Genomic DNA, 18928 nt, shown 5'->3' with positions numbered 1-18928 from the left:
TGTCTGCGTACGGCGAGCAACTGCCCACGCCGCTGCCACCCTTGACCGGAAGAAACTTCCCGGATATTGGTGTCACCCCGGAAGTTTCCTTCAGAGCTGTCCGGCACACATCCCCCTACGTTCCGGCGCAAGTCCTCCGGAAGGAGCGCACGTGCACGACACCAGCAGCGCGGAAGGCACTGGAAGACCAGGACAGCCCCCGCACCCGGCGGCCGACGTCCCCGCGACGGGCGCCGCCCGCCCCACCCGGCGCACCGTCCTCGCCGCCACGGCCGGCCTCACCGCCGCCCTGGCCGTCCAGGGCGCCGGCACCGCCCAGGCCGCCTCCCGCCACGACGACCGGAGCCTGCGCGCCCTGATCTCCCGCATGACGCTTCAGGAGAAGGTCGGCCAGCTGTTCGTCATGCGGGTCTACGGTCACTCGGCCACCGACCCCGACCAGGCCGACATCGACGCCAACCTGGAGGAGATCGGCGTCCGCACCGCCGCCGAACTGATCGAGAAGTACCACGTCGGCGGCATCATCTACTTCGCCTGGGCGCACAACACCCGCGACCCGCAGCAGATCGCCGACCTGTCCAACGGCATCCAGAAGGCCGCCCTCGCCCAGCCGCGCGGACTGCCGCTGCTCATCGCCACCGACCAGGAGCACGGCATCGTCTGCCGCATCGGCAAGCCCGCGACCCTGTTCCCGGGCGCCATGGCCATCGGCGCCGGGGGTTCGACCGCCGACGCCCGCACGCTCGGTCGGATCTCCGGTGCCGAACTGCGCGCCATGGGCGTCAACCAGGACTACTCTCCCGACGCCGATGTGAACGTCAACCCGGCCAACCCGGTCATCGGCGTGCGGTCCTTCGGCGCCGACCCGGACGCCGTGGCCCGCATGGTGGCCGCGCAGGTGAAGGGGTATCAGGGCTCCGGGGTCGCGGCGACCGCCAAGCACTTCCCGGGGCACGGCGACACCGCCGTCGACAGCCACACCGGCTTCCCGGTCATCACCCACACGCGGGAGCAGTGGGAGACGCTGGACGCCGTGCCCTTCCGTGCCGCGATCAAGGCCGGCATCGACTCGATCATGACCGCGCACCTCCAGTTCCCGGCGCTGGACCCCTCCGGCGATCCGGCCACCCTGTCGCGGCCCATCCTCACCGGCATTCTGCGCGAGGAACTGGGCTACGACGGTGTGGTGATCACGGACTCGCTGGGCATGGAGGGCGTGCGCACCAAGTACGGCGACGACCGGGTGCCGGTGCTGGCGCTGAAGGCGGGGGTGGACCAGCTGCTCAACCCGCCGTCCCTGGACGTGGCCTTCCACGCGGTGCTGGACGCGGTGCGCTCCGGCGAGCTGACCGAGGCCCGGCTGGACGAATCGATCCTGCGCATCCTGCGGCTGAAAGCCCGTCTGGGCCTGTTCGACGATCCGTACACCACGCGCGCGGACGTCACCCGCACGGTCGGCACGGAGGCGCATCTGCGGACGGCCGACGCCCTCGCCGAACGGACGACGACCCTGCTGGTCAACAAGGGCAACCTGCTGCCGCTGTCCCGGCGCTCCCACCAGCGGATCCTGGTCGTCGGCGCCGACCCGGACTCCCCGTCGGGCACCACGGGCCCGACCACGGGTGTGCTCGCCGCCGCCCTGAACGAGCTGGGCTTCACCGCCACCGCCCTGCCGACCGGCACGGCGCCGTCCGCGGCGGTGACCGACCAGGCGGTCGCGGCGGCGCGGGACGCGGACGCGGTGGTGGTGGCCACCTACAACGTCACGGCCGGCAGCGCCCAGCAGACGCTGGTGGAGCGGCTGGCGGCGACGGGCCGGCCGGTGATCGCGGTCGCGGTGCGCAACCCGTACGACGTCGCCCAGCTCCCGGCGGCCACCGCGGTGCTGGCCGCCTACTCGTGGACCGACGTCGAGGTGCGGGCCGCCGCCCGGGTCGTCGCCGGCCGGGTCTCGCCGCGCGGCACGCTGCCGGTGCCGGTGCAGCGGGCGGACGATCCGGAGCAGACGCTGTACCCGATCGGGTACGGGCTGTCGTACCGCCGGCACTAGCCGGACCGCGGGCCGGGCTCGCGCGACGGACGTACCACCCCTACGCCGCGCACCCGCCCCACCACCCCCAACGAGCCGAAAGCGCCGCTCATACCTGGCGTGGCCCGTCGCCGCGGGCCACGCTGGACGCAGGTGCGGGCAGGGGGAGGGCGATGCGCAGGAGCGGGGCGGTGGGAGCGGGGTGCGTGCTGCCGGTGCTGCTCGTCGCCCTGCTGACGGGCTGCCGGCCGGGCGTGCCCGGCTCCGCCGCACCGGCGAGCGAACCTCAGCTCGCCGGGTACGGGGCGGTGTTCCTCGGTGTGGACGAGTGCAGCTCGTTCGGCACCACCCGGGTCACCGAGGTGCCGTGCACCGGGGAGCGGGCGGCGGCCCGGGTGATCGCCCGGTACGACGGCCGGCCCGAGGACGGCCCGCTGTGCCCGCCGACCACCGATTTCGTGCTCCACATCAGCCCCCAGCGGGCCGGCGGCGGCGAGGCCGGTGACGTGGCGATCCCGCGGGGCTACGCCTGCATGCGCAAGCTGGAACCGCCGCACCCGGGCGATCCGGGCGGCGGGGGCGGACCGCGCACCGTCCCCGGCGACTGCGTCTACCGCGCGGGCCGTGGCCAGGTCCGGGAGACCGCCTGCGACGGCTCGGGGCGCAGCGAGCCGGAGTACCGGGTGACCCGTGCGGTGCGCGATCGCGCCGAGTGCCCGCCCTCGACCGCGCTGTACGTCGAGATCGGCGGCAGCCTCCTGGTGGGCTGCGCCCGGCGGCTGTGAGGCCGGGCGCAGCCCACGGGCGGGGTCACGGCCGTGAGGCCGGGCGCCCCGCCCGGGGCAGGGCGCGGGTCAGGGCCGCAGGGCCGGCTCCCGCTCGGCGTCGCGGGCGTCCAGCGTCGCGTCGTAGGAGGCCAGCGGCCGCGCCTGGGACGGGTCCTGCTCCACCGCGGCGGGCGCGACCCCGGCCCAGTGCAGGATCCGCGCGGTCGCCAGGGCCTTCTCCTCGGGCACGAGCCCGGCGACGTTGGCGCCGTGGTTCATGCCCGGTGCGGTGAAGACGTAGGAGTCGCGGGCGCCGCGGCCGAGACGGAACCGTTCCGAGCCCCACGGGTCGTTCTGCCCGTACACGAAGAGCATGTGCTCGGCGTGGTGGCGCACCCAGGTGTCCACGTCCCGCATCGCCCAGGGCTGGAACCGCATCGGGATGGAGCGCGGCACGAAGTTGCGCGGCGGCTGGTAGCCGTAGCGGATGAGCTTCTTCTCGATGTGCGGGAAGTGGATCGTCGGCGCGCCCAGCTGGGTGCCCGCCTGGTAGTAGTACGGCGTGTAGGTCTCCAGGCCCTGGTCGGTGTAGGCGGAGAAGCCGGAGATGGTGTCGACGGAGTCCCAGATCTCCTGGTCGGTGGCGTGCCGGGCGTCGGCGGGGACGGTGTCGCAGTCGTCGAGCGTGCTGTACTGCCAGAAGCCCCACACATAGTCGAGGACGACGGCCTCATAGGCCCGGTCCAGGCTGCCGATCGTGGAGAAGGTGTAGCCGTTCTCGGCGGCGTACCGGGCGTACTTCTGCTCCAGCGAGGTGCGGCGCACCAGGGCCTCGCGCTGCACGGCGTTCAGCCGGTCCCGGCACTGCCGGGTGCCGACGGTGGCGAAGAAGCGGTCGTAGGCGGAGTCCTCGTCGTCCACCACGTCGTTCGGCGCCACGTAGGCGACCACGCCGTCCATGTCGTGCGGGTAGAAGCGCTCGTAGTAGGTGGCGGTCATGCCGCCCTTGGAGCCGCCGGTGGCCAGCCAGTTGCGGGGGTAGATCCGCTTGAGTGCCTGGAAGACGCGGTGCTGGTCGCTGGCGGCCTGCCAGATGTCGAGCGTGGACCAGTCGGCCGGCTCGGGCCGTGACGGGGTGAAGAAGCGGTATTCCAGGGAGACCTGGTTGCCGTCCACGATGCGGGTCGGCTCGCTGCGGCTGGGGGTGGTGGAGACGTTGTAGCCGCTGGTGTAGAAGACCGTCGGGCGGTCGACTCCCTTGTGCAGCACGGTGATCCGCTGCTGGAAGGTGCCCCTGGCCGGGTCGTGGTGGTCGACCGGCTGAGTGTAGGTCAGGACGAAGAAGCGGTAGCCCTCGTAGGGCTTCTCCTCCACCAGGCTCATGCCCGGGATGGCCTGGAGCCGGTCCTCGATGTCGTCGGTGCCGGTGTCGTGTGCCGTGGAGCCGGTGGTTCCCGGCGGGGCCGCGGTGGCCGTCCCCGCCGTGCTCAGTGTGCCGATGAGCACGGTGAGCGCGAGCAGCCATCTGAGCGCCGTGCGCATGCACCCTCCCTGTGAGACAGACGTGCGCCGGAAGCTAGCGCCCGACTCGTCGGCGCACCAGGGGGTGTGGGGCCCGGGTCCCGGCGTGTCGCGCGGGCATGCGGTGCGGAGACGGCGGAGTACGTCACGGTTTCGGGACGTCAGCACAGGCACAAGCCGCAGTACTGGTCTGCCGTCAGCAGAGGAAACGGGCCGTCGTTCTAATGGGCCGTCAGCAGAGGGAACGAGCCGCCGTACCGGTCGGCCGTCAGCACAGGATCCAGCCGCTGCGCACCGACCGGGTGCCCACCGACCCGGCGACGCGGACGCAGCGGTGGCCGGTGTGCACGGTGACGGGGCCGGCACGGTGGGAACGGCGCCCGACGGCGGAGACCGGGAGGCTGCCGCGGGCCTGTACGGACACCGACACCGGGCGGGCGGTGCCCGGTCGCGCGGCGACGGTGAGCGCGCACACATAGCCGTGGCGCCGGAACACATGCACGGCGCCGGCGGAGAACGGCAGGATCCGCACCTGATGGCCGGGGCACCGCGTGGGTGCCGCCTGTGCGCCGTCGGCCGGGGCGAGAGCGAGCAGCCAGGAGCCGGCGAGCACGGCCAGGCCGACTGCCCGCAGCCGGCGCGTCAGCCCACGCTTCACGAGTCACCCCCGGACGTCAGGCGCAGCGGCGTACGCAGGTACGGACGCAGGGGCGGGCCGCACGGTTGCCGCCCGCCCCGTGTCCCTCGTCGCGGCCGTCCGCGGGGTGCGACCGGTCCGGCCGGTGCGGTGGGTGCGGCCGCTCCGGTCGTTGCGGTGGGCGGGGCCGGTCCGGTCGTTGCGATGGGTGGGGCCGGTCCGGTCGTTGCGGTGGGCGGGGCCGGTCCGGTGGGTGCGCGGTGCGCGGGCCCCGGGCCTCTACGGGCCGCGCGCCCAGAGACCTCGGCGGCCGCGCGTGCGGGACCTCTGCGTACCGTGCGCTCGCGGGGCCGGCCTCAGCGTGCCGCGCCGGCCGGCTCCTCGGTGCGGGACGCGCCCAGGAAGGTCCGCCACAGCTCGGCGTACCGGCCGTCGCGGGCCAGCAGTTCCTCGTGGGTGCCGTCCTCGGCGACACGGCCGTGGTCCATGACGATCACCCGGTCGGCGCGGGCGGCGGTGGTGAGCCGGTGGGCGACCACCAGGGTGGTGCGGCGGCCGGCGACCCGGTCGGTGGCCTGGTTGACCTGGGCCTCGGTGGCCAGGTCGAGCGCCGCTGTGGCCTCGTCCAGCAGCAGGATGTCGGGGTCGACCAGTTCGGCGCGGGCGAGCGCGATGAGCTGGCGCTGGCCGGCGGACAGGTTGCGGCCGCGTTCGGCGACCTGGTGCAGATAGCCGCCCTCCAGGGTGGCGATCATCTCGTGCGCGCCGACCGCCCGGGCGGCCGCCTCCACCTCGGCGTCGGTGGCGTCGGGGCGGCCGTAGGCGATGGCGTCGCGGACGGTGCCCGGGAAGAGGTAGGCCTCCTGCGGCACCACGCCGAGCCGGCGCCGGTAGGCGGTCAGGTCCAGGGTGCGCAGGTCGGTGCCGTCCACGGTGATCCGGCCACGGGTCGGGTCGTAGAACCGCGCGACCAGCTTGACCAGGGTGGACTTGCCGGCGCCGGTCTCGCCGACGAAGGCGACCGTCTGCCCGGCGGGGATGTGCAGGTCGATGCCGGTCAGGGCGGCCTCGCCCGAGTCGCCGGCGCCGTAGGCGAAGTGCACGTCCTCGAAGACGATCTCGCCGCGCAGCTTCTCCACCGCGCGCGGCTGATCGGCGGGCTCGGTGGACGTCGGCTCCCGCAGGAGTTCCTGGATGCGGCCGAGGGAGACGGTCGCCTGCTGGTAGCCGTCGAAGACCTGGGAGAGCTGCTGCACAGGGGCGAAGAACAGGTCGATGTACAGCAGATACGCCACCAGGGCGCCGGTGGTGAGGGTGGCGTGCTGCACCCGGCCGGCGCCCACGATCAGCACCGAGGCGGCCGCCACCGAGGACAGCAACTGCACGAACGGGAAGTAGACGGCGATCAGCCGCTGACCGCGCATGCGGGCCTGGCGGTAGCTGCGGCTGCGTTCGGTGAACCGGCTGCGGCCGTCGTCCTCCCGCCGGAAGGCCTGCACGATCCGCAGCCCGGCCACGGACTCCTGCAGGTCGGCGTTGACCTGCGACACCCGCTCGCGGGCCAGCCGGTACGCCTTCACGCTGGCCCGGCGGAAGAAGAAGGTGGCCACGAGCAGCGGCGGCAGGGTGGCGAACACCACCAGCGCCAGCTGCACGTCGATGGCGAGCAGGGCGATCATGATGCCGAAGAAGGTGACCACCGAGACGAACGCGGTGACCAGACCGGTCTGCAGGAACGTCGACAGGGCGTCGACGTCCGTGGTCATCCGCGTCATGATCCGGCCGGTCAGCTCGCGCTCGTAGTAGTCCAGGCCCAGCCGTTGCAGGTGGGCGAAGATCTTCAGCCGCAGCGTGTACAGCACCCGCTCGCCGGTACGGCCGGTCATCCGGATCTCACCGGTCTGCGCCGCCCACTGCACGAGCACGGCCAGCAGGGCCAGCGCAGCGGCCGACCAGACGGCGCCCAGGGCCAGTCTCGTCACACCCTGGTCGATGCCGTGCCGGATCAGCACCGGCAGCAGCAGGCCCATCCCGGCGTCCACGGCGACCAGCGCCAGGCTGGCCAGCAGCGGCAGCCCGAAGCCGTCGAGCAGGCGGCGCAGGTTGTAGGACTTCTCGGGGCGGACGGCCCGCTCCTCGTCGATGCCGGGGGTGTCGGTGGCCGGCGGCAGCGCCTCCACCTGGGCGAGAAGCTCCGGGGTGGCCGGGGTGCCGGACAGGGCGGTGTCCTGCGGCTCCCGGTCGCCGGTCCACAGCCGGGGCGTCACCCCGCGTTCGGCGTCGAACTCGGCGTCCGGCTCGGCGCGCACCGAGGTGTCCGCGCCGGGGCCGGCCGGCTGCTCGTGGCCGGGCGAGACGTCGCCCAGCTCGCCGGGGTCGGTGAGCAGCCTGCGGTACAGGGGGCAGCGTTCCTGCAGCTCGTCGTGGGTGCCGAGGTCGACCAGGCGGCCGTGGTCGAGGACGGCGATGCGGTCGGCCAGGCCCAGGGTGGAGCGGCGGTGGGCGATCAGCAACGTGGTGCGGCCCCGCATGACCTGCTCCAGCGCCGCGTGGATCTCGTGCTCGACGCGGGCGTCCACCGCGGAGGTGGCGTCGTCGAGGATGAGCAGCCGGGGATCGCTGAGGAGGGCGCGGGCCAGGGCTATGCGCTGGCGCTGGCCACCGGAGAGGGTCAGGCCGTGCTCACCGACGGCGGTGTCGTAGCCGTCGGGCAGCTCGGAGATGAAACGGTCGGCCTGGGCGGCGCGGGCGGCGGCCCTGATCTCCTCGTCGGTGGCGTCGGGGCGGCCGTAGGCGATGTTGTTGCGCACCGTGTCGGAGAACAGGAAGGAGTCCTCCGGCACCAGTCCGATCGCGGCCCGCAGCGAGTCCAGGGTCAGCTCGCGCACGTCGTGGCCGCCGACGAGGACGGCGCCGTGCGTGACGTCGTAGAAGCGCGGCAGCAGCAGGGACAGGGTGGACTTGCCGGAGCCGGAGGAGCCGACGACCGCCAGTGTCTCGCCCGGCTCGATGGTGAAGCTCAGGTGCTGCAGGACGGGCCGCTCGGGGTCGTAGCCGAAGCCGACGTCGTCGAACTCGACGGTCGCGGGCGCGTCGGCGGGCAGGTCGACGGTGCCGTCGGCCAGGGACGGCTCGGTGTCGATCAGCTCCAGGACGCGCTCGGTGCCGGCGCGGGCCTGCTGGCCGACGGTGAGCACCATGGCGAGCATCCGGACCGGGCCGACGAGCTGGGCGAGGTAGCTGGAGAACGCCACGAAGGTGCCGAGCGTGATGTGCCCGCGCACCGCCAGCCAGCCGCCGAGCGCCAGCATCGCGACCTGGCCGAGCGCGGGCACGGCCTGCAGGGCGGGGGTGTACTTGGCGTTGAGCCGTATGGTGCGCAGCCGTCCGGCGAACAGCCGTCGGCCCACCACGCTCAGCTTGGCGGTCTCCTGCTCCTCCTGTCCGAAGCCCTTGACCACGCGGACGCCGCTGACCGCACCGTCCACCACGCCCGCGACGGCGGCGGCCTGTGCCTGCGCGTACCAGGTGGCGGGGTGCAGCCGGGTGCGGCTGCGCCGGGCGATCCAGCCGAGCGCCGGGGCCACGGCGAGCGCCACCAGGGTCAGCGGCAGCGACAGCCACGCCATGACGACCAGGGAGACCAGGAACAGCAGGACGTTGCCGATGGTCATCGGCAGCATGAACAGCAGGCCCTGGATCAGCTGCAGGTCGCTGGTGGCGCGGCCGACGACCTGCCCGGTGGACAGCTCGTCCTGGCGGCGGCCGTCGAGCCGGGTGATCGTGGCGTACATCTCGGTGCGCAGATCGTGCTGGACGTCCAGGGCCAGCCGGCCGCCGTAGAAGCGGCGGAGGTAGGTGAAGACGTAGACCAGCAGCGCGGCGCCGATCAGGGCACCCGCCCAGGGGGCCATGGGACGGCTGTGCGCGCCGATCACGTCGTCGATGATCACCTTGGTGATGAGGGGGACGACGGCCGTGACGGCCATGCCGGCGAGCGAGGCCCCCAGGGCCAGCACGACGTCCTTCGGATACCGCCACGCGTACCCGGCCAGTCGCCGTGCCCATCCCGGTTGCGCTGCCACGCCTTCCCCTCCGTCGGCCGGAAGTCCTGATCTGCCGCAAGGCACCAACGCGGGGGGAGGGGGATTTCATCCCTCTGCAACAAACGGGTGGGGGCGGGGCGGCGGCGCATGCGTGGGCCCTGGGCGCGCACGCGGGCGTGCCCAGGGCGAGAGGGGCGCGAGCGCGGGGCACACGCCGGGCGTCACGCGCCCCGTGGTGCCGGGCGTCACGCGCCCCGCGGTCCTGTCGGAGACGGTCTCGTCGGAGCAGGACTTCCGGAGACGGATCGGAGCGGGACTCCCGGGGACGGGCTCGTCAGACGCGGACCCGCAGGTGGTAGAAGCGGGTGGTCTGCGCGTCGTTCTGGTTGTCGTCGCTGACCAGGAGCACCTTCAGCCGGTTCCCGTCACGGCCGGTGACCGCCATGCCCTCGATGTTGTCGAGCAGCGGATTGGGCTGCGGCTGCTTGGCGGTGGCGCCCAGGGAGGGGCAGTCGGCGATGTCGGCCAGCAGGGTCTTGCGGATCAGGCGCACACCGGGCTGCCCCGTCAGGTTCTCGACGTGGCGGGTGTCGCTCGCGTGGCGCGGGTCGGCGAGGTAGAGGCGGACGGTGTTGCCGACCCCCTCGGTGAAGCCGCGTTCCAGGACCAGCAGCCGGCCGTCGGGGGTGGCCTGCACCTCCGGGACGCCGAGGCCGGCGTCGACGCGGTACGCGTACTGGGCGCCGAGCCGCCAGTGGCCGCCCGCGGTCCGGGTCCAGGTCTGGAAGCGGACGAGGTCGGGCGAGTCGCCGGAGAGGGCGTTCTCCATGGACGCGAGGAGGGTGTGCCCGCCGGGCAGCAGGGTCAGGCCCTCGAAGGTCTGGTTGGCCGTGGCCCGCCCCGCCGGGGCGACCCGGAGCGCGTCGGGGACCGGGAGCCGGTCGAGGAGTTTCCCGTCGGGCGTGTAACGCCGCACCGACGGCTCGGTCTCGGAGGTGATCAGTCGGGTGCCGTCCCGGTCGACGGCCAGGCCCTCGCTGTCCAGCTCCGCGCCCTGCTCGTCGGCGAGCCGCACCACGCGCTGCGGCCGCAGGGTTCTCGCGTCCAGGGAGAACAGCGAGGAGCGGTCGTCCAGGGCGAGCAGCGAGCCGTCCCGGTCCACGGCGAGCGCGGAGAGGTTGCCGACGTAGGTGCCCTGGTACGTCGTCTTGTCGAGCGCGTCGGAGAAACGGTCGAGGGAGACGGAGGGCGAGCAGGCGTGGGCGGGCCGGCCGGCGGACTGCCTCAGGTGGGACGTGGCGGCGGCATCGGTGCCGGCCGCGGCGGGCCCCGCGGCGGTCAGGGAGCCGGCCACCACCAGGGCGGCGGCGGCCGCGATCACGGTTGTCAGGCGCATGGCCGCCACCGTAGGGCAGGCCGGTGACGAGCGGGGGAACTTCTCACAAGAGGTCGTCCAGCCGTGCGATGCCTGCCGTCGGCGTTCACCGCGGCGCTTGCGGCACCGGCCGTGCCTCAGCCGGCCTCCGCGATCCGGCGGGTCATGATCGTGGTCAGTTCGTACGCGGTGTGCGAGGCCGCGACCGACGTGATCTCGGCGTGGTCGTAGGCCGGCGCCACCTCGACGACGTCCGCCGAGACCAGGTTGCAGGACGCCAGGCCGCGCAGGATCTCCAGCAGCTCACGGGAGGTCATGCCGCCCGCCTCGGGGGTGCCGGTGCCCGGGGCGTGGGCCGGGTCGAGGCAGTCGATGTCGACGGAGATGTACAGCGGGCGGTCGCCGATGCGCTGCCGGAGCTGGTCGGCCACCTCGTCGGCGCCCCGGCGGTAGACGTCCGCGGAGGTGACGATGCCGAAGCCCATCTTCTCGTCGTCGGTGAGGTCCTGCTTGCCGTACAGCGGACCGCGGGTGCCGACATGGCTGAGGGCGGAGGTGTCCAGGATGCCCTCCTCCACGGCCCGGCGGAACGGGGTGCCGTGCGTGTACGCCGCGCCGAAGTAGGTGTCCCAGGTGTCCAGGTGGGCGTCGAAGTGCAGCAACGCCACCGGACCGTGCTTCTTCGCGACCGCCCTGAGCAGCGGCAGCGCGATGGTGTGGTCGCCGCCGAGGGTCATCAGCCGGGCGCCGGTGGCGAGCAGCTCGTCGGCGGCGGCCTCGATGGTCTCGACGGCCTCGTCGATGTTGAAGGGGTTGACGGCGATGTCCCCGCCGTCGGCGACCTGGGCGAGGGCGAAGGGCGAGGCGTCCTGGGCGGGGTTGTAGGGGCGCAGCAGCCGGGAGGCCTCGCGGATGGCGTTGCCGCCGAAGCGGGCGCCCGGCCGGTAGGAGACGCCCGAGTCGAACGGCACGCCCACCACGGCGACGTCGGCGCGGCCGACCTCGTCGAGGCGGGGCAGCCGGGCGAAGGTCGCCGGGCCGGCGTACCGCGGGACGCGGGAGGAGTCGACGGGACCGCGGGGCGTGTCGGTGCTGCTCATGCCATGCCTTCCTTCCCGCGCTCGGTCGCGCGTGGTGTGTCGGTCTGCCGGCGGTGCGGATGCGTCTGCCGGTGCCCGGACGGTGCCGCGCAGCCGACGGCCGGGGACCCGGCGTGTGCGTGCTCCGGTCCGGTGGGGCCGGACGGGGACGTGGGTGCCGGGCCGGGAACTGCCGGTCCCGATCGACACTAGGTGACCGGACGGCGGCTGCGAAGTGTACGTATCCTCCATTCCCCCGGCGCCGGAAAGGAGGATGTGCACAGATGCCGGACCCGCGGTCCCCCTCCGACTCGTCCCGTCCCTCGCTCCCGCCGACCCCGCCGGTCGAGCTGTCGGCGCTGCTCGCCCGCACGGATCTGGCGCTGCGGCCGCTCGCCGGCCCGGAGGAGGCCGTCCTGTACAGCGCGCACGCCTCGGAGATGACCGACCCGTACCCCTATCTCCTCGGCGGCGAGCTGCTGCTGACCGCGGGCCTGCACATCCCGCCGGAGGCGACCGCCGACGACCGGTCACCGTACTTCGACACCTATGTCTCCCGGATCACCGCGGCCGGCGGGGCGGCCCTCGGCTTCGGTGTCACCCCGGTGCACGACACGGTGCCCGAGGCGCTGGTGGCGGCCTGCGCCCGGCACCGGCTGCCGCTGGTCGAGGTGCCGCCGCACACCACGTTCGCGGCGGTGGCCCGCGCGGTGTGGCAGCTGATGGCGCAGGCCCGGCTGGCCGAGCTGCGCCGGGTCACCGAGGCCGTGCAGTCGCTGGCGGCCGCCGCCTCCCGCCCCGGCCCGGTGCCCTCGGTGCTGCGTCGGCTGGCCCGGCACGTGGACGGCCGCGCCGTGCTCTACGGACCGGACGGCACCCGCCTCACCGAGCAGGGCCGCGCGCCGCATCCGCCGGCGGTGCGGGAGGCACTGGACGCGCTGGCCCGCACGGTCACCGGCCGGGCCCGGTCCTCGGCGACGGACACGGTGGCCGGGCTGCACCTGTCCGCCTACGCCCTCGGCGCCGGGGAGGGCTTCGTGCTCGCCGTCGCCTCCGCGCACCGCGCCGCGGGCGACCACACCGTCGCCTCGGTGGCCGTGGTGCTGCTGTCCCTGCTGACCGGCGGGCACCACGGCGGCACCGGGCCGGCCCCGACGTCCGCGCTGGTCCGGCTGCTGCTGGGGGCCGGGCCCGAGGAGGTGGCACCGCTGCTGGGGGCCGACCGGTGGGTGGTGGTGCACGCACGCCCGGCCGTGCGGGCCGCCGACGAGGTGGCCGCCTCGGCGCTGGGCGCCGCGCTCGGCTCCCCGCTGACCGACCTCGCCGACGGCGTGGTCCGGGTCCTGGTGCCCGCCGGACGCGAGGTGAGCGCGGTGCCGGGCTGGACGCTGGGGGTCAGCTCCCCGGTCGGGCCGCGGGACTGGCCGACCGCCGACACCCAGGCGTCCGCCGCCCTGGCCCGCGCTCTCGCCACCCGCACCGCGCTGGTGACCCACGGCGGCCTCGGCCACGGCCTGACCGGGCTGGTGCCGGCCGACCGGGCGGCGGCCCACGCCCGTGCGCTGCTGTCCCCTCTCACGCCCGCGCTGACCGAGACCTTGCGCACCTGGCTGTCCCTGCACGGCGGGTGGGACCGCACCGCCGCCGCGCTCGGCCTGCACCGCAACACCGTCCGGCAGCGCATCGCCCGCTGCGCCGCCCTGCTGAAGGCGGACCTGGACGACCCGGACGTCCGCATGGAGCTGTGGTTCGCCCTGCGCCACCTCTGACGGCGTCCGGCACGTCCGACGGCCCTCCGCACGTCCGACGGCCCTCCGCACGTCCGACGGTCCTCGGCACGTCCGACGGCGTCCGGTACGAGGTCGTCCGTCCGGACGGCGTGAGACACGTCCCAGCGGCCGGGACGGCCGGGACGAGCGCGGGGTGCTGCCTCACAATGGGGACCATGCCGATATCCGGGACACCCAGCCGTGACGCGCTCATCGACCACCTCGTGCGGACCCGCATCGCCGGGCAGGTCGCCACGCCGCGCGAGAACAACCTCGCCCACTACCGCGCGCTGGCCAACGGGGACCGCAACTACTGGCTGGGCCTGGAACTCGGCGACCGGTGGAGCGACGAGCAGGACGTGCTCGCGGTGATGGCCGAGCGGGTGGGGGTCAGCGACGACCCGGAGCACCGGCACGGCCAGGACACCATCGACCCGGAGCTGACCGTGGCCGCCCTGGAGCGGATGGCCGCCCGGCTGCGCAAGGCCGCCGAGGGCGGACAGCGGGTGCTGCTGGCCACCGGGCACCCCGGCGGCCTGCTCGACGTGCACCGCGCCACGGCCGCCGCGCTGCGCGCCGCCGGCTGCGAGATCGTCGTCATCCCCGACCATCTGCAGACCGACGAGGGCTATGTGGTGCAGTTCGCCGACGTGGCGGTCCTGGAGCACGGTGCCTCGCTGTGGCACACCCACTCCGGTGAGCCGATGCGCGCGATCCTCACCGGGCTGCAGCGCGCGGGCCGCCCGCTGCCGGACCTGGTGGTCGCCGACCACGGCTGGGCGGGCTGCGCCGGGCAGCTCGGCGTGGACAGCGTCGGCTACGCCGACTGCAACGACCCGGCGCTGTTCCTCGCGGAGGCCGAGGGAACCGTGCAGGTGACGGTGCCGCTCGACGACCATGTGGCCAGCCCCCGCTACTACGACCCGATGACGGCGTATCTGCTGCACCAGGCGGGGCTGGCCTAGAACCGGGCGGGGCTGGTCCGGGGGCCGGGCGGGGCTGGTCCGGGGGCCGGTCCGGATGGGCCGTCCAGGGCCGGCTGCGGCTCAGCGCTGCCGGGGGACGCGGACCACGCCCTCCTGGATCACCGAGATCGCCAGCCGCCCGTCCTGGGTGTAGATCCGGGCCTGGCCCAGGCCCCGCCCGCCGGACGCGGAGGGCGACTGCTGGTCGTACAGCAGCCACTCGTCGGCGCGGAACGGACGGTGGAACCACATCGCGTGGTCCAGCGAGGCCCCGACCACGTCGCCGACCGCCCAGCCGCCGCGCCCGTGCGCGAGCAGCACGGAGTCCAGCAGGGTCATGTCGGAGACGTAGGTGGCGAGGACCACGTGGAGCAGCGGGTCGTCGTCGAGCTTGCCGTTGGTGCGGAACCACACCTGCGAGTGCGGCTCGCGCGGCTCGCCGAACCGCCCGTACGGCGGCTCGTCGACGTACCGCAGGTCGACGGCCTCCCGTGCCTGGAGGAAGCGTTCCACCACCTCGGGTGCGAGATGGTCGTAGCCGCGCAGGCGTTCCGGGGAGGTCGGCAGGGTCTCCGGGTCCGGGGCGGTCGGCATCGGGGCCTGGTGGTCCAGGCCCTCCTCGTACACCTGGAACGACGCCGACAGATGGAAGATCGGCTGCCCGTGCTGGACCGCGACCACCCGGCGGGTGGTGAAGGAGCGGCCGTCACGGATGCGGTCGACGGTGTAGACGATGGGCGCGCCCGGGTCTCCGGGGCGCAGGAAATAGGCGTGCAACGAGTGCGCGAACCGGTCGGCGGGGACCGTGCGCCCCGCGGCGACCATGGCCTGCGCGGCGACCTGCCCGCCGAACACCCGCGGCACGACCGCGGGGCGGGAGCTGCCGCGGAAGATGTCCTGCTCGATCCGCTCCAGGTCGAGCAGATCGAGCAGGGACCGAAGTGCCTGACTCATGTACCGGCCGTTTCCTGCACCGACGTCGTCCGGATCCCGGGCGCGGGGCCCTGGCCCGGTCCTACAGACCCATGTCCTTGGCGATGATCGTCTTCATGATCTCGCTGGTGCCGCCGTAGATGCGGTTCACGCGGTTGTCCGCGTACAGGCGGGCGATCGGGTACTCGTTCATGTAGCCGTAGCCGCCGTGCAGCTGCAGGCACCGGTCGATCACGCGGTGCGCGACCTCGGTGCAGAACAGCTTGGCGGAGGCGGCCTCGGCGGGCGTCAGCTCGCCGGCGTCCAGGGCCTCCAGCGCGCGGTCGGCGACGGCCTCGGCCGCGTCCACCTCGGCCTGGCAGGCGGCCAGCTCGAACTTGGTGTTCTGGAAGTGGGCGACCGGCTTGCCGAAGACGGTGCGCTCCTGCACGTACTGCTTGGTGAACCGGATGGCGGCCTTGGCCTGCGCGTAGGCGCCGTAGGCGATGCCCCAGCGCTCGGAGGGCAGGTTCTTGCCGAGGTAGTAGAAGCCCTGGTTCTCCTCACCGAGCAGGTCCTCGACGGGCACCTTGACGTCGGTGAACGACAGCTCGGCGGTGTCCGAGGTGCGCAGGCCCAGCTTGTCCAGCTTGCGGCCCACGGCGTAGCCCTCGGACTTGGTGTCCACGGCGAACAGGGAGATGCCGTAGCGGCGGTCCTCGGCGGTGGGCGGGGAGGTCCGGGCGCAGACGATGACCCGGTCGGCGTGCACACCGCCGGTGATGAAGGTCTTGGCGCCGTTGAGGACGTAGTGGGTGCCGTCCTCGGAGAGCTTGGCGGTGGTCTTCATGCCGGCCAGGTCCGAACCCGTGCCCGGCTCGGTCATGGCGATGGCCCACATCTCCTCGCCGGAGACGAACTTGGGCAGGTAGCGCTGCTTCTGCTCCTCGGTGGCGAGCATCTTGATGTAGGGCAGCGCGAGCAGCACGTGCACGCCGGAGCCGCCGAAGGTCACGCCCGCGCGGGCCGTCTCCTCGTACTGGACGGCCTCGAACTTGTGCGTCTCCAGGCCGGCCCCGCCGTACTCCTCGGGCACGGTGATGCCGAACAGGCCCAGCTCGGCAAGCTTGTAGTAGAACTCGCGGGGCACGATGCCCTCGGCGAACCACTCGTCGTACACCGGCACGACCTCGGCCTCGATGAAGGCGCGCAGGGTCTCCCGGAACGCCTCGTGATCCTCGTTGAACACCGTACGGCGCACGCCGCCACCTCCACGTACCTCGTCCGGACCGCCGGCTGGCTGTCTAAGCGCTTGCTCACAGCAACGTACCGGCGGGTAGGTGGACGGGTAAAGGGGTGCGGCAGTAACCCTCGTCACGATCGACGGCCGGGCCGGGGAAGCCCCGCTGCCCCGGCCCGGGCCGCGCAGGCGTCCTACCGCTCAGCCGGCCGCCAGCGACTCCGCCGCCTCCCCCGCCGCGGCGAACGCGCCCTTGGCCATCCGGTGCAGCAGCTCGGCGGTGGCGCCCCGGCCCGGCAGCGAGCCGCGGCGGCCCAGGTGCGGCGTGGAGTTCAGCAGCCCGAACACCGAGTGGACGGCCGACCGGGCGGCGGGCTCGGGCAGGGCGGGGTGGACCTGGCGGACGACCTCCACCCACAGCTCCACGTACTGCCGCTGCAGCTGCCGCACCAGCTTGCGGTCGCTGTCGCGCAGGCGGTCCAGCTCGCGGTCGTGGAGGGTGATCAGAGGGCGGTCGTCGAGCGCGAAGTCGATGTGGCCCTCGATGAGCGAGTCGAGCACCGCCTCCGGGCGCGCCGTGCCGCCGGCCTCCGCCACGCGCCGCTTCGCCCCGGTCAGCAGCCGGCCGCTGATGCCCACCAGCAGCTCGGCGAGCATCGCGTCCTTGCCCGCGAAGTGCCGGTACAGGCCGGGCCCGCTGATGCCCACGGCGGCGCCTATCTCGTCGACCCCGACGCCGTGGAAGCCGCGTTCGGCGAACAGCCGCGCAGCCTCCTTGAGGATCTGCTCGCGGCGGGTGGGGGCGTCGGTTCGGGTGGCCATGAGAACGATTCTAGACAGCCGGGTTAGCGGTCGTTAACCTGAAGGAAGCGCGTTAACGCTCATTAACACGTCCGGCCGGCGGCCGCCGGCCACGGGTGAGGGGACCGCAACGATGCACGAGGCACCGGAGCTGACGAGCGAGGGGGGAGCCCCCGCGCGCGTTCGTCCGGGCGGCGGGGACGATCCCGCGTCCCAGGCCGGGCAGGCCAACGAGGAGGCGCACCTGGCGCTGGTGGAGGAGCTGCGCGCCAAGCTCGCCACCGCCCGGCTCGGCGGGGGCGAGAAGGCGCGGGCACGGCACACCGCGCGCGGCAAGCTGCTCCCGCGCGACCGCGTGAACCTGCTGCTCGATCCCGGTTCGCCGTTCCTGGAGCTGTCTGCGCTGGCCGCCGACGGCATGTACGACGGGCAGGCCCCGTCCGCCGGGATCATCACCGGGATCGGCCGGGTCAGCGGCCGCCTGTGCGTGATCGTCGCCAACGACGCCACCGTCAAGGGCGGCACCTACTACCCGATGACGGTGAAGAAGCACCTGCGCGCACAGGAGGTGGCCCTGGAGAACCGGCTGCCGTGCGTCTACCTCGTCGACTCCGGCGGTGCCTTCCTGCCGATGCAGGACGAGGTCTTCCCCGACCGCGAGCACTTCGGGCGGATCTTCTACAACCAGGCCCGGATGTCGGCCGCCGGCATCCCGCAGATCGCGGCCGTGATGGGATCGTGCACGGCCGGCGGGGCGTACGTCCCGGCGATGAGCGACGAGGCCGTGATCGTGCGCAACCAGGGCACGATCTTCCTGGGCGGCCCGCCGCTGGTGAAGGCGGCCACCGGGGAGGTGGTCACCGCGGAGGAGCTGGGCGGCGGCGAGGTGCACTCGCGGGTCTCCGGCGTCACCGACCACCTCGCCGAGGACGACGCCCACGCCCTGCGGATCGTGCGCACCATCGTCTCCACCCTGCCGGCGGGCTCGTCCCCGCCGTGGGAGGTCACCGCGCCGGTCGAGCCGAAGGCGGACCCCCGCGGCCTGTACGCCGCGGTGCCCGTCGATCCGCGCATCCCCTACGACGTGCGGGAGATCATCGCGCGGGTGGTGGACGGCTCGCGGTTCGCCGAGTTCAAGTCCGAGTTCGGGCAGACCCTGGTCACCGGGTTCGCCCGGATCCACGGGCACCCGGTCGGGATCGTCGCCAACAACGGCATCCTGTTCTCCGAGTCCGCGCTCAAGGGCGCCCACTTCGTCGAGCTGTGCGACCAGCGCGGGATCCCGCTGGTGTTCCTGCAGAACATCTCCGGCTTCATGGTGGGCCGCGACTACGAGGCGGGCGGCATCGCCAAGCACGGCGCCAAGATGGTCACGGCGGTGGCCTGCACCCGGGTGCCGAAACTGACGGTCGTCGTCGGCGGCTCGTACGGCGCGGGCAACTACTCGATGTGCGGCCGCGCCTACTCCCCCCGCTTCCTGTGGATGTGGCCGAACGCCAAGATCTCCGTGATGGGCGGCGAGCAGGCCGCCTCCGTGCTCGCCACCGTCAAGCGCGACCAGCTCCAGGCGCGCGGCGAGGAGTGGTCCGCCGAGGAGGAGGAGTCCTTCAAGGCCCCCATCCGCGCGCAGTACGAGCGGCAGGGGAACGCCTACTACGCCACCGCCCGGCTCTGGGACGACGGGGTCATCGACCCGCTGGACACCCGCCAGGTGCTGGGTCTGGCCCTGACCGTGTGCGCCAACGCCCCGCTGGGTGAACCCCGGTTCGGCGTCTTCCGGATGTGAG

The 18928-nt window shown here is 73.5% G+C and carries 13 protein-coding genes; 5 read left to right on the top strand and 8 right to left on the bottom strand.

Annotated elements, in window-relative coordinates:
* Window positions 1–151 precede the first annotated feature (151 nt).
* Together OG899_RS17545 and OG899_RS17540 are read left to right on the top strand one after the other, a co-directional pair.
* Window positions 152–2050, top strand: coding sequence for a glycoside hydrolase family 3 protein (locus tag OG899_RS17545; protein WP_189427966.1), 1899 nt, complete (start codon window positions 152–154; stop codon window positions 2048–2050).
* Window positions 2051–2202: 152 nt separating this feature from the next.
* On the top strand, window positions 2203–2814 hold the full coding sequence (locus tag OG899_RS17540; RefSeq protein WP_189427967.1) for a hypothetical protein: 612 nt from the start codon (window positions 2203–2205) through the stop codon (window positions 2812–2814).
* 69 nt (window positions 2815–2883) lie between these two features.
* Here the strand turns inward: OG899_RS17540 and OG899_RS17535 are convergent, their stop codons facing one another.
* The 5 genes from OG899_RS17535 to speB form a co-directional block, all read right to left on the bottom strand.
* Complete coding sequence (locus OG899_RS17535) at window positions 2884–4338, bottom strand: S28 family serine protease (RefSeq protein WP_168132361.1); 1455 nt, start codon at window positions 4336–4338, stop codon at window positions 2884–2886.
* A gap of 247 nt (window positions 4339–4585) precedes the next feature.
* Entirely contained in the window at window positions 4586–4975 is a 390-nt protein-coding gene (locus OG899_RS17530) for a hypothetical protein (protein ID WP_168132362.1), read from the bottom strand.
* Window positions 4976–5310: 335 nt separating this feature from the next.
* The gene (locus OG899_RS17525) at window positions 5311–9039 is read right to left on the bottom strand and encodes an ABC transporter ATP-binding protein (RefSeq protein WP_189427968.1); all 3729 of its coding nucleotides are present in this window, start codon (window positions 9037–9039) and stop codon (window positions 5311–5313) included.
* Between the two features lie 295 nt (window positions 9040–9334).
* Window positions 9335–10396 (bottom strand): esterase-like activity of phytase family protein, encoded by a 1062-nt coding sequence (locus tag OG899_RS17520; RefSeq protein ID WP_189427969.1) that lies wholly within the window; start codon window positions 10394–10396, stop codon window positions 9335–9337.
* A 116-nt stretch (window positions 10397–10512) separates the two neighbouring features.
* Window positions 10513–11475 (bottom strand): agmatinase, encoded by a 963-nt coding sequence (speB, locus tag OG899_RS17515; RefSeq protein WP_125498931.1) that lies wholly within the window; start codon window positions 11473–11475, stop codon window positions 10513–10515.
* Between the two features lie 263 nt (window positions 11476–11738).
* On the opposite strand from speB, the gene OG899_RS17510 reads away from it, so the two are divergent.
* Both OG899_RS17510 and OG899_RS17505 read left to right on the top strand, forming a co-directional pair.
* Entirely contained in the window at window positions 11739–13223 is a 1485-nt protein-coding gene (locus tag OG899_RS17510) for a PucR family transcriptional regulator (RefSeq protein ID WP_125498930.1), read from the top strand.
* A 176-nt stretch (window positions 13224–13399) separates the two neighbouring features.
* Complete coding sequence (locus OG899_RS17505; RefSeq protein WP_125498929.1) at window positions 13400–14188, top strand: phosphatase; 789 nt, start codon at window positions 13400–13402, stop codon at window positions 14186–14188.
* An 81-nt stretch (window positions 14189–14269) separates the two neighbouring features.
* Here OG899_RS17505 and tesB read toward each other — a convergent pair whose 3' ends face one another.
* From tesB to OG899_RS17490, 3 genes are all read right to left on the bottom strand, one after another.
* Window positions 14270–15142 carry an acyl-CoA thioesterase II gene (gene tesB, locus OG899_RS17500; RefSeq protein ID WP_189427970.1) on the bottom strand — a complete coding sequence of 291 codons (873 nt, stop codon included), beginning with the start codon at window positions 15140–15142 and terminating at the stop codon, window positions 14270–14272.
* Window positions 15143–15203: 61 nt separating this feature from the next.
* Window positions 15204–16361 (bottom strand): acyl-CoA dehydrogenase family protein, encoded by a 1158-nt coding sequence (locus OG899_RS17495; protein ID WP_125498927.1) that lies wholly within the window; start codon window positions 16359–16361, stop codon window positions 15204–15206.
* A gap of 180 nt (window positions 16362–16541) precedes the next feature.
* Window positions 16542–17162: a TetR/AcrR family transcriptional regulator gene (locus OG899_RS17490; protein WP_125498926.1), complete on the bottom strand. Its 621-nt coding sequence runs from the start codon at window positions 17160–17162 to the stop codon at window positions 16542–16544.
* 112 nt (window positions 17163–17274) lie between these two features.
* Here OG899_RS17490 and OG899_RS17485 point away from each other — a divergent pair, with 112 nt between their 5' ends.
* Entirely contained in the window at window positions 17275–18927 is a 1653-nt protein-coding gene (locus tag OG899_RS17485; protein WP_229814031.1) for a carboxyl transferase domain-containing protein, read from the top strand.
* The last annotated feature ends 1 nt before the right edge of the window (window position 18928 follow it).

The organism is Streptomyces thermoviolaceus, assembly GCF_045209695.1.
In the GTDB taxonomy this organism is placed as follows: domain Bacteria; phylum Actinomycetota; class Actinomycetes; order Streptomycetales; family Streptomycetaceae; genus Streptomyces; species Streptomyces thermoviolaceus.
This window is presented reverse-complemented; position numbering and strand designations above follow the sequence as displayed.